Raw genomic sequence first — 12,334 nt, forward strand, 5'->3', positions numbered from 1 at the left:
ACCGGGGGGCGCCCGTTCGCGGGGGGGGGGACAATGGCGGGGTGATCAGTAGCCCCGTTCTCGACCAGACCCGCCTCGCCAAGTTGCGTGAGGCGCTGCTCGCCGCCTCGTTCACCGCCGATGGCTGCCTCGACCTGCTCGGGCCCACCGGCTATGCGGCGTTGGCCCGTAGCGAGGCCGTGCCGGCGCTCCGGGCGACCAGGGGCGGCAGCCCGCTGGAGACGCTGGTCCGGCTGTTCCTGCTCCAGCAGCCGGTGCCGTACCGGGTGGCCGCGGCCGCGCTGCCGGTCGAGGACTGCCTGGCCGACGGCTGGCTGCGCTCCGACGGTGAGCTGGTGCGGGCGACGGTGGACGTCCGGCCGTACGCCAACGAGGTGGCCGGGATGGACAGTTCGGACGCCTGGGTGGTGTCCGACCTGGGCTGCGCGGTGGGTGGCGCGGGCGGTATCGGATCCGGCGAGACCGCGCACGGGGTGGCCCGCAAGGACCTGGTGCTCGGGGTCGGCGGCGCGTCGACGACGCTGGCCAACATCACCGTGCGCCGTCCGGTCCGGTCCGCGCTGGACCTCGGTTCGGGTTCCGGTGTGCAGGCGCTGCACGCGGCCCGGCACGCCGGGCAGGTGACCACCACCGACCTGAACCCCCGCGCGCTGCGCTTCTCCGAGCTGACCCTGGCGCTGTCCGGTTTCGAGCGGCGGGAGGCACTCACCGGCAGCCTCTTCGAGCCGGTCGGGGAGCGCCGGTTCGACCTGATCGTCTCCAACCCGCCGTTCGTGATCTCGCCGACCGGCCGGTTCACCTACCGCGACGGCGGCATGGTCGGCGACGACCTGTGCCGCAGCCTGGTCCGCTCGGCCGCCGACCACCTGGAGCCGGGCGGCTACTGCCAGTTGCTCGCCAACTGGCAGCACGTCAAGGGCGAGGACTGGCACGAGCGGCTGGCCGGCTGGGTGGCGGGCACCGGACTGGACGCCTGGATCGTCCAGCGGGAGGTTCAGGACGTCGCCCAGTACGCCGAGTTGTGGCTGCGGGACGGCGGCGATCACCGCGGTCCGGGCGGCGACTACCAGGCCCGGTACGGCGAGTGGCTGGACGCCTTCGAGGCGGGCCGGGTCGAGGGCATCGGCATGGGCTGGATCACCCTGCGGGCGAGCGGCGCGGAGCGCCCGACCGTCCGGGTGGAGGAGTGGCCGCACCCGGTGGAGCAGCCGCTGGGCCCGCACATCGAGGAGTGGTTCGACCGGCAGGACTTCCTGCGTTCGCACGACGACGCGGGCCTGCTCGCGACCCGTTACGTGCTGGCCGACGAGGTGGTCCAGGAGCAGGTCGGCGAGCCGGGCGCGGAGGACCCGGAGCACGTGATCCTGCGTCACAACCGGGGCATGCGGCGGGCCACCAAGGTGGACACGGTGGGTGCCGGTTTCGTCGGGGTCTGTGACGGTTCGCTGTCGGCGGGCGAGATCGTGGACGCCATCGCGCAGTTGCTCGGCGAGGACCGGGTGGTCCTGCGGGACCGGGTGCCCGAGTCGCTGCGGCTGCTGACCGAGCAGGGGTTCATCCGCCCGGCAGGCTGACCCGGTTCACCTGGCGTGGCGCGCCTGACCCGCGGGGCACCCGGCGCACCCGGCGCGGCGTCCTCGGGGTGATGCACCCGGGCGCGGCGCCCTCGGTGTGGCGCCCCTGGCGGGGGCGGTCGGCGCCGGTTCACCTTCCCGTACTCCCCGGTTCGTCCGGCGGTCTCCGGTCGGCCGCCGCGCGTTGGCCCCCTGCTGTGAGGCTCTGTCCACAGGCTGTGGACAGAGCTGGGGAGCCGGGGGCCAGGGGTGGACACGACGACGGCGACGGTGGGCGGGCTGGTGCTCGCCCTCTTCGGTGGCGTGCTGCTGCTCTGGTGCGCCGCCGAGGTGCGCCTGCGCCACCGGATGCGCCGCTCGGGGGCGTCGGCGGTGGCCACGGTCGTGGCCGAGGACGAGGCGCACGGCCAGCTCGACAGCGCCCCGCTGCTCTCCTTCTCCGTCCTGCCCCCGGCCGAAGGGGCCGGAGCGGGCCGGATCGCCGAGCTGGTGCTCACCCGTCCGCGCGGACACACCCCGCTGCGCCGTCCGGACCGCTTCACTCCGGGCGCCCCGGTGCGGATCTGCTACGACCCGCGCCGCCCGAGCCGGGTGGTGCTGGCGGCCGGGGAGGTCCGCCGGGCCGCCGTCGCCGACCTGCTGTGGAGCGTGCTCGGCATGGGTTGTCTGGCGGCGGGTGCCGGGCTGCTCGTGGCGGTCAACGGCTGAATCCTGGGCGTATGCCCGACCCCGGTCGGGCTCGCCGGGAACCGGTGGCCGGCGCTCTGCGGAGGCCCCGCTGCGGCCCTCCGTGGGGCCGTCGATATTCCGTTGACAGATTTTGAAATCCGTCATTCCATCCTCCGGAACCCGCCGAACCCCCCCTCCACGGGGCGCGAACCTCTGTCATCGGGTTACCGTTCGAGTGGCGTCGGTGAGCCCGGCAAAGTGAAAACGCGGGATCCTTCCGTTTGACAAGAGTGGCCGGGGTACGGTCACACTCCGCTGGTGGGGTCGTCGTACAGCGGCAGCCCCGGGGCGGTGGAGGGGTCGGGCGGAGCGCAGCCCGTGCTGCCGGCGCCGACCAGCCCAGATAAGGACCGGGAGAGAAGAGCGAAGGTGTCCCCGAGCAGCGAGACCGCGCACGGACAGCGACTCGTCATTGTCGAGTCGCCGGCCAAGGCGAAGACGATCAAGGGCTACCTGGGCCCCGGCTACATCGTCGAGGCGAGCGTCGGGCACATCCGCGACCTCCCCAGTACCGCGGCGGAGGTCCCGGACAAGTACACCGGCGAGGTGCGCCGCCTCGGGGTGGACGTCGACCACGACTTCGCCCCCATCTACGTGGTCAACGCGGACAAGAAGTCCCAGGTCAGCAAGTTGAAGTCGCTGCTCGCGGAGTCCGACGAGCTCTTCCTCGCCACCGATGAGGACCGCGAGGGCGAGGCCATCGCGTGGCACCTCCAGCAGGTGCTCAAGCCCAAGGTGCCGGTGCACCGGATGGTCTTCCACGAGATCACCAAGACGGCGATCCAGGAGGCGGTGGCCAACCCGCGCGAGCTCAACCAGCGCCTGGTCGACGCCCAGGAGACCCGCCGCATCCTCGACCGCCTCTACGGCTTCGAGGTCTCGCCGGTGCTGTGGAAGAAGGTCATGCCGAAGCTCTCGGCGGGCCGGGTGCAGTCCGTCGCGACCCGGCTGGTGGTCGAGCGCGAGCGCGAGCGGATCGCCTTCCGTACCGCCTCGTACTGGGACCTGGTCGGCACCTTCGGTACCGGCCGCACCCCGGCCGACGCGGCCAACCCGGAGACCCTCGGCGCCCGCCTGTCCTCGGTGGACGGCAAGCGGATCGCCACCGGCCGCGACTTCGGCTCGGACGGCCGGCTGAAGGCCGGCAGCGCCAACACGCTGCACCTGGACGAGCAGGCCGCCCGGCAGCTGGCCGCCGCCCTGGAGCAGACCGCGTTCAGCGTCCGCAGCGTCGAGTCCAAGCCCTACCGCCGCTCGCCGTACGCGCCGTTCCGCACCACCACGCTCCAGCAGGAGGCCAGCCGCAAGCTGGGCTTCGGCGCCAAGCGGACCATGCAGGTGGCCCAGAAGCTGTACGAGAACGGCTTCATCACCTATATGCGCACCGACTCCACCACGCTGTCGGAGACCGCGATCTCCGCCGCCCGCGCGCAGGTCACCCAGCTGTACGGGGCCGACTACCTGCCGGACGCCCCGCGCACCTACGCCAGCAAGGTCAAGAACGCGCAGGAGGCGCACGAGGCCGTCCGCCCCTCCGGCGACCGCTTCCGCACCCCCGCCGAGACCGGCCTGACCGGTGACGACTTCCGGCTCTACGAGCTGATCTGGATGCGCACCGTCGCCTCCCAGATGAAGGACGCGGTCGGCCAGTCGGTGACCGTCAAGGTCGGCGGCGCGTCCGCGGACGGCCGTGACGTCGAGTTCTCCGCCTCCGGCAAGATCATCACCTTCCACGGCTTCCTCAAGGCCTACGTCGAGGGTGCGGACGACCCGAACGCCGAGCTGGACGACCGCGAGCGCCGGCTGCCGCAGGTCGTCGAGGGCGACCCGCTGGCCGCCGAGCAGCTCACCCCCGAGGGCCACGCCACCAAGCCGCCGGCCCGCTACACCGAGGCCTCGCTGGTCAAGGAGCTGGAGGACCGGGAGATCGGTCGCCCCTCCACCTACGCGTCGATCATCGACACGATCATCCAGCGCCGGTACGTGTTCAAGAAGGGGACGGCGCTCGTCCCGTCCTTCCTCTCCTTCGCCGTGGTCAACCTCCTGGAGAAGCACTTCGGCCGGCTGGTCGACTACGACTTCACCGCCAAGATGGAGGACGACCTCGACCGGATCGCGGCCGGCGAGGCCAAGTCCGTGCCGTGGCTGAAGCGCTTCTACTTCGGCGAGGGCGACGGCCACGCGACCGGCGGCGCCGCCGAGGCCGGCAACGGCGACGGCGACCACCTGGGCGGCCTGAAGGAACTGGTCACCGACCTCGGCGCGATCGACGCCCGGGAGATCAGCTCGTTCCGGATCAGCGACGACATCACCCTGCGGGTCGGCCGCTACGGCCCGTACGTCGAGCGCGCCTCCGACGTCGAGGGCGAGCCCGGCCAGCGCGCCGACATCCCCGACGAGCTGCCGCCGGACGAGCTCACCGTCGAGCTGGCCGAGGAACTGCTGGCCAAGCCCAGCGGCGACTTCGAGCTCGGCCCGGACCCGGTCAGCGGCAACATGCTGGTCGCCAAGGACGGCCGCTACGGCCCCTACGTGACCGAGATCCTGCCCGAGGGCACGCCCAAGACCGGCAAGAACGCGGTCAAGCCGCGCACCGCCTCGCTGCTGAAGACGATGTCGCTGGACGCCGTCACCCTGGAGGACGCGCTGCGGCTGCTCTCGCTGCCGCGCGTGGTCGGCGCCGACGCCGAGGGCGTGGAGATCACCGCGCAGAACGGCCGCTACGGCCCGTACCTCAAGCGCGGCACCGACTCCCGCTCGCTCACCGACGAGGAGCAGATGTTCACGGTCACCCTGGAGGAGGCCCTGGCCATCTACGCCCAGCCCAAGCAGCGCGGCCGGGCCGCCGCCGCCCCGCCGCTCAAGGAGCTGGGCACCGACCCGGTCAGCGAGCGTCCCGTCGTGGTCAAGGACGGCCGCTTCGGACCGTACGTGACCGACGGCGAGACCAACGCCACGCTCCGCAAGGACGACGAGGTCGAGACCATCACGCCGGAGCGCGGCTACGAGCTGCTCGCCGAGAAGCGGGCGCGCGGGCCGGTGAAGAAGACGGCGAAGAAGGCCCCGGCGAAGAAGGCCCCGGCCAAGAAGGCGACGGCGACCAAGACCGCGGCCACCAAGACCGCGGCCGCGAAGAAGACCGCCGCCAAGAAGACCGCGACGAAGACGACGGCGACGAAGGCGACCGCGGCGAAGAAGACGGCGGCCAAGAAGACCGCCGTCGGGAAGGCCGCGGCCACCGACGAGGGCTGATCTCCTCCGGATCCTCCGGCAGGGGGCTCCGTCGGTGCCGCTGCCAGCGCCGCCGCCAGTGCCCCGCCAGTGCTTACGGGCCCGCGACCCCACCCCGGGGACGCGGGCCCGAGGCCGGTCGGACGGTGTGCGCGGAACGTCACAACCCGGTGATGAGCGGGATCCGGAACCCCGTTCATCTCATTCCGGTCAACCCCAGCCCGCTACGCTGACCGTATGACGAGCGAGGAGCAGCCCACCCCCAGCGCCGCCCCGGCCGCCCGCGACGCCACGTCCGGGCTGCCCGAGGTCGCGCCAGCCGGGACCCCGGTCGACCGGGCTCGCGCGCTGCTGCGGACGCGCCCCTACCGGCGCCTGTGGACCACCCAGCTGATCGGCGGCACCGCCGACCGGCTCGGCCTGCTGGTGCTGCTCGCGCTCACCGTGATCGCCGTCGCCCTCGGCGGCCAGTTCGGCGCCTTGCCGCGCAGCCTCGCCTTCGCCGTCACGGCGGTCCTCGCCGTCCGGCTGGCGGCCACCGGGCTGGTCGGCGTCGCGCTGCTCGGACCGGTGCACCGACTGGTCGCCGGCCGGCTGGACCGGCGCTGGACGCTGTTCGGCGCCGACGCGCTGTGCGCCCTGCTGATCGGCCTCGCGCCCTGGTGGACCGTCTGGCTGGGCTCCGGCCCGAAGCCCTCCGGCGCCGCCGCCTACGTCCTGCTCGCCACCGTGTTCGTCACCGGTGCCGCCGAGCGGGTCCGGGGGATCGCCAAGGACGCCGCCGTCCCCGGCCTGCTGCCGCCCGCCGATCCGTACGCCCCCGCGGCCGAGCAGCGGCCCGCCGCCGCCCACCTGGACACCGTCCGGAGCATCGACCGCTTCACCGGCTGGGCCACCCTGCCGCTCGCGGCCGCCGGCCTGGTCGCCCTCACCCTGCTGAACAACATCGGCGCCGCTCTCGGCTCGGACTGGCTCCGGGCCCACCAGGTCACCTTCGCCGCGCTCGGCGCGGCCGGCCTGTTCGCCGCCTCGGCCGCCCGCGACTACCTCCAGCAGCTGCCCGTCGGCCCGGTGGCCGTCGCCCCGCACTCGCCGCTGCAGGGCCTGCGCGCCCCCACCGACGCCACGCCCGGCCCCGCGCTGAGCAAGGGCCGCACCGGCAGCGCCCCGTACTTCACCTTCGCCGTCGCCGCCGGGTACGCCTCGATGGCCGGCGTCGCCGCGCTCGCGCTGCTCACCGCCGCCGAGCACCGGGCCGGGCCGATCGGCTACGGCCTGCTGGTCCTCGCCGCCACCGCGGCGCCCGCCCTCGGCTCCCGGCTCACCCGGGCCACGCTGCCCGCGCTCTCCCGCCGCCGCCTGCTCGCGCTGGCGCTGCTCACCGAGGGTGTGGCGCTGATCCTGGCCGGGCTGGTGCTGGACTTCGTCCTCGTCCTGGCCCTCATCGTGCTGGCCGGCCTCACCGCCGGGATCGTCGTCTCCGCCGGGCGCACCCTGCTCGGCCAGGAGGTCGAGGAGGCCCGGCTGCCGAAGGTCACCGAGCACCTGTACGCGGTGCTGCGGGTCGTGGTCGGCGCCGCGCTGGTCGTCGTCCCGCTGATCGCCGCGGCGTACGGGGACGTCGAGTACGGCACGGTCGAGCCCGGCTCGTTCACCTTCATCCACGGCGGTGCGGCCCTGGCCGTCGCCACCTCGGGGCTGCTCACGCTGGTCCTCGCCGCCGTCGTCCTGCTGCGGACCGACGACCGGCGCGGCACCGCGCCCTTCGGCCGGGACCTGGTCGACGCGGTGCGCGGCGCCGTCGGCCCGGCCCCGCGCCAGGGCGCCGGCACCGGCTTCTTCATCGCCCTGGAGGGCGGCGACGGCGCCGGCAAGTCCACCCAGGCCCAGGCGCTCGCCGAGTGGATCCGCGGCAAGGGGCACGAGGTCGTGCTCACCCGCGAGCCCGGCGGCAGCCCGGTCGGCCAGCGGCTGCGCGGCCTCGTCCTGGACGTCGGCAACACCGGCCTGTCGCACCGCGCCGAGGCGCTGATCTACGCCGCCGACCGGGCCGAGCACGTCGAGAACGTCATCCGGCCGGCCCTCGCCCGCGGCGCCGTGGTGATCACCGACCGGTACATGGACTCCTCCATCGCCTACCAGGGCGCCGGACGCGACCTGGCCGCCACCGAGGTCGCCCGGATCTCCCGCTGGGCGACCGGCGGGCTGCTGCCCGACCTGACCGTCGTCCTGGACGTCGACCCGACCAGGGCCCGGGAGCGCTTCACCGAGGCGCTCGACCGGCTGGAGTCCGAGCCCACCGAGTTCCACCAGCGGGTCCGGGCCGGCTTCCTCGCCCTCGCGGCCGCCGACCCGGCGCGCTACCTGGTCGTCGACGGCAGCCAGGCCCCCGGCTTCGTCACCACCGCCATCCGGCACCGGCTCGACCGCGAGCTGCCGCTCTCCGAGCAGGAGAAGGACGCCCGCGCCGAGCAGGAGCGGCTCGCCCGCGAAGAGGCCGAGCGCCGCGCCGCCGAGGAGGCCCGCAAGAAGGCCGAGGCCGAGGCCGCCGAGCGCAAGCGGCAGGAAGTGCTGGCGCAGCTGCGCGCCGAACAGGCCGAGCAGGAGCGGCTGGCCAAGGAGGAGGCCGAACGGGCCGCCGCCGAGGCCCGGCGCAAGGCCGAGGAGGAGGCCCGCCGCCGGGCGGAGGAGGAAGCCCGCCGCCGCGCCGAGGAGGAGGCCAAGCGGAAGGCCGAGGAGGACGCCCGGCTGGCCGCGGAGGCCGCCGAGCGCAAGCGCCTCGCCGACGAGGCGGCCGCCCAGGCGGAGCTGCAGCGGCAGCGGGAGCTCCAGCGCGAGGAGCAGCGTCGCCGGGCGGAGGAGGCGCTGCAGCGGGCCGAGGAGGCCCGGCTGGCGCAGGCCGCCGCGCTCGCGGCCGCGGCTGCGGCGGCGCAGACGGCGGCGGATCGGGCGGCGGCGGGATCGGCCGGCCTGGCGGGCTCGGCCGGTTCGGCCTCGGGCTCGGCTGCTGGTCAGGCTGCCGGTCCGGCCGCTGGTTCGGTTCCCGGGGACGCCGTGACCACCGAGCTGCGGGCCGTCCGGGACGTCCCGGGGGCGGGGCCCGTGGGCACTCCCGGGCCCGGCGGCACCGACGAGGCGACGCGGGAGCTGTCGCTGCGGGACAGCCAGGCGGCCGTCCGGGCGGCGGAGGCCGCCGACGCGACCGCCCAGCTGCCGGTCGTCCCGCTGACCGCCGTGGACGAGACGGCCGTGCTGCCGAAGGTCACGGAGGAGGCGGACCGGACCGCGGTGCTGCCGCGGATCGAGCCGGGGCGTCCGGCGCCGGGGCGTTCTGTGTCGGAGCGTTCTCTGTCGGAGCGTCCGGCCCCGGGCCGGGTGGAGCCGGGCCGTGCGGGGGCGGGCCGTACCGAGGACCGGGTGCCGCTGGGGCTGTGGCGCGAGGAGCCGGTGGACAGCACCCGTGAGCTGCCGGTGGTCGGCGACGAGCCGCAGCCCGCCGACGAGTCGCAGGCCACCGCCGAGCGACCCCGGCCGGAGTGGGCCGAGGAGACGCCGATGGATGATCTGCCGAGCCTCACCGACACCCTGCTCGGCTCGCGTGACGAGTGGGCGCGCTGGAATCACGGCGGCCCGGCCCCGCAGGACCCGCGTGGCGGCCAGGACCGGCCCGCCCCCGGGGGCGACCAGGGTGGGGTCGGCGAGGGCGGGGTCGGCGAGGGCGGCGGCAAGGGCAAGGGCCGGCGCTGGGGCCGTCGGGGCTGAGGGGCGGCCGGGGCCGGCCTCGGGCGTGCGGCGGTACGGACGACGGTAGGACAGCGGTACGGACGACGGGCGGCGTCGTCGGGGTGGAGAGCCCCGGCGGCGCCGCCCGTCGCCTTCGGTGGCGGGGCGCCTCCTTCGGCGGTGGGCGCTCCGGAGGGCGCCGTGGCTGTCGGAGCGGACACGTATGCTCGACGGCGGGGAAGAGGCGCCGGGAGCGCTGCCGTACTGAGCTTGGGAGCAGCAGTGGCCGTCTGGGACGACCTGGTGGGCCAGGAGCGGGTGGTCGAGCAGCTGACCGCCGCCGCCCGGTCGGCCGGGGCGACGATCGCGGCCGGCCGCGGTGCCGGCCCGCAGCCGGGCGGGAACGCCTCCCTGATGACGCACGCCTGGCTGTTCACCGGCCCGCCCGGGGCCGGGCAGGTCACCGCCGCGCGCGCGTTCGCCGCGGCCCTCCAGTGCACCAGCCCGGACCTCGCGCTCGGCGGTACGCCCGGCTGCGGGTTCTGCGACGGCTGCCACACCGTGCTGGCCGGCAGCCACGCCGACGTCAAGTACGTCCGGACCGACGGCCTGTCCATCGGCGTCGGCGACATGCGCGAGCTCGTGCTGCGCGCCTCCAGCTACCCGACCGGCGGCCGCTGGTCGGTGATCCTGGTCGACGCCGCCCACCGGCTCACCGAGGCCGCCGCGAACGCGCTGCTCAAGGGCGTGGAGGAGCCCTCCCCGCGCACCGTCTGGCTGCTCTGCGCCCCCTCCGTCCAGGACGTGCTGCCGACCATCCGCTCGCGCTGCCGCCTGCTCGTCCTGCGCACGCCCGCCGCCGAGGCCGTCGCCGACATGCTGGTCCGCCGCGACGGCGTCGACCCGGAGACGGCCCGGCTGGCCGCACTCGCCGGGCAGGGCGACGTCGAGCGCGCGCGCCGCCTCGCCGTCGACGACCAGGCCCGCACCCGCCGCGCCGAGGTGCTGCGGATCCCGCTGGAGGTCGGCGACATCGGCGGCTGCCTGGCCGCCGCCCAGCGTCTCGTCGACACCGCCAAGGCCGACGCCGAGGCGCTCGCCGAGACCCAGGACGCCAAGGAGACCGACGACCTGAAGGCCGCCTACGGCGCCGCCGAGGGCAGCAAGGCGCCGCGCGGCATGGCCGGGGCGGTCAAGGAGCTGGAGAAGCGGCAGAAGAGCCGGGCCACCCGCACCCGCCGGGAGACCCTCGGTGTCGCGCTGCTCGACCTGCTCGGCTTCTACCGGGACGTGCTCGCGCTCCAGCTCGGCTCCAGCGGCACCCTCGCCAACGAGGACCAGCGGCAGGCCCTGAACCGGGTCGCGCAGGACGGCCCGCCGGAGGGCACGCTGCGCCGGATCGAGGCGGTGCTCGCCTGCCGGCAGGCGCTGGACCGCAACGTGGACCCGTTGCTCGCCGTCGAGGCGATGACGGTGGCGCTGCGCGCGGGCTGAGCTGCGTTGCCGGGCCGTCGGTCTGTCGGGCCGCTGGTCCGTTGGGCCGCTGGTCCGTTGGGCCGCTGGGCCCTTGGACCACTGGGCCGTTCGGGGTGGGACCGTCGGGCCGGGTGCCCGGCGTAGGCCTCCCGGAGCCGTCCCGTTGTCCCACCTTCGAGTGAACGATCGATACGCGCCGGTCACACCCGCGTGCGACCGTCCGCCCGTTGTGCACGCTGGGGGCCGACTGTGCCCCGGTGCCGGGGCCGTCGCCCCCGTACGGCACCGGGTCCCGTCCGGCGCCGGCCCTCCTCCCGAGGCGGTGCGTCCCATGGTTCGTTCGCTCCTCGTCATCCCCCTGCTGATGGCCGCGCTGGGCGGGATCTGGCTGGCCCGCGGCGCGCTCCAGCGCTGGCGCGACCTGCGCGCCGCCGCGACCTACGAACTGGCCGGTGAACGCTGGCCGATGCTGGTGCGGGCGGCCGGAGCGATGATCTGCGGGGTCTGCGTCACCGCGTTGACGCTGCTCACGGCGCTCGGGGCGTTCGGCGGCCTGACCCCCCGCGGCCAGGAATCGGACCGGGCCGAGTCGATGGTCGGCGCGGCGGGTGCGGGCCCGGGCGGGGGACCGGCGGTCCGGCAGCAGCCGGCGCCGCCCGTCGTGGCGGAGCCGGCCGCGGCCTCCGGCGCCCCGTCGGCCGCCGTGAGCCACTTCGACGGCGTCGGCCAGCCGGGCGGCGGCGAACTGCTGCAGTCCGCCGTGCCCGGCCCGGACGGGCAGCCGCGCACCGTCCGGGTCTGGCTGCCGCCGCAGTACGCCAAGGAGCCGAACGCGCGCTTCCCGGTCGTCGTGATGCAGGCGGCCACCCCGCGCAAGACCGCCGACGCCGAGGTCCCGGACGTCTTCGAGGGCCTCACCGCGGCCCTGCAGACCGGCCGCGCCCGCCCCTTCATCCTGGTCGCCCCCGAGGCGCCGAACGGCACCGCGCACCCCTGCGACCTGGTCGCCGCCGCGCCGGCCGCCGTCGCCGACGACGAGACGCTGCGCGCCGCCATCGCCGCCTCGTTCCGCATCCTGGCGCCCGGCCCGGCCTCCTGGGGCACCCTCGGTGTCGAGGGCGGTGCTCCGTGCGCGGCCGCCGCCGGGCTGTCCCGCCCCGATCTGTACGGCGCGGCCGCCGCGGTGTCCGGCCGCTACGACGCCGCCGCGCTCACCCAGGCCGGCGCCGAGGCCCCGGCCGGCAGCGCGGCGAAGCTCCTGCTGGCCGCCGCCAAGGCCGACACGGCCGGGCTGGACGCGGCCCGCAAGCTCCAGGCCGCGCTCCAGGCCGGGGCCGGACCGGCGGCCAAGGCCGAGGTGAAGATCTCCGACAACGTGCAGGACTACACCCCCGACCGGGAGCGGATGCGGCTCGTCCGGCAGGCGGCGCAGTACCTGGCCGACGCGCTGGCCAAGGCGTCCTGACCCGGTGTGGACGGGGCGTCGCCGCCCGGTGCCCGTGGCGGGTGCCGGGCGGCGCGCTGTGGTGCAATGCGAGGCGGGTCGCCGGGCGACGACCCTGGGTGACGATCGAGAGGGCTCGGATGATCGCGAGGGGTCG

General features: G+C 75.4%; 6 protein-coding genes. All 6 read left to right on the forward strand.

What is annotated here, in order from left to right; genetic code table 11:
- Nucleotides 1–41 precede the first annotated feature (41 nt).
- A complete protein-coding gene (locus ACFV6D_RS08060) occupies nt 42–1,574 on the forward strand; it encodes a methyltransferase (protein ID WP_380558898.1) in 1,533 nt (510 codons plus the stop codon).
- A 249-nt stretch (nt 1,575–1,823) separates the two neighbouring features.
- Entirely contained in the window at nt 1,824–2,282 is a 459-nt protein-coding gene (locus tag ACFV6D_RS08065; RefSeq protein WP_063348697.1) for a DUF3592 domain-containing protein, read from the forward strand.
- Between the two features lie 390 nt (nt 2,283–2,672).
- Nucleotides 2,673–5,555: a type I DNA topoisomerase gene (gene topA, locus ACFV6D_RS08070; RefSeq protein ID WP_380558900.1), complete on the forward strand. Its 2,883-nt coding sequence runs from the start codon at nt 2,673–2,675 to the stop codon at nt 5,553–5,555.
- Nucleotides 5,556–5,771: 216 nt separating this feature from the next.
- The gene (gene tmk / locus ACFV6D_RS08075; RefSeq protein WP_380558902.1) at nt 5,772–9,296 is read left to right on the forward strand and encodes a dTMP kinase; all 3,525 of its coding nucleotides are present in this window, start codon (nt 5,772–5,774) and stop codon (nt 9,294–9,296) included.
- Between the two features lie 243 nt (nt 9,297–9,539).
- The gene (locus tag ACFV6D_RS08080) at nt 9,540–10,751 is read left to right on the forward strand and encodes a DNA polymerase III subunit delta' (protein WP_363370692.1); all 1,212 of its coding nucleotides are present in this window, start codon (nt 9,540–9,542) and stop codon (nt 10,749–10,751) included.
- Nucleotides 10,752–11,064: 313 nt separating this feature from the next.
- Nucleotides 11,065–12,198 (forward strand): hypothetical protein, encoded by a 1,134-nt coding sequence (locus ACFV6D_RS08085; protein WP_380558903.1) that lies wholly within the window; start codon nt 11,065–11,067, stop codon nt 12,196–12,198.
- Nucleotides 12,199–12,334: the final 136 nt, after the last annotated feature.

Source organism: Kitasatospora sp. NPDC059812 (genome assembly GCF_042732075.1).
In the GTDB taxonomy this organism is placed as follows: Bacteria; Actinomycetota; Actinomycetes; order Streptomycetales; family Streptomycetaceae; genus Kitasatospora.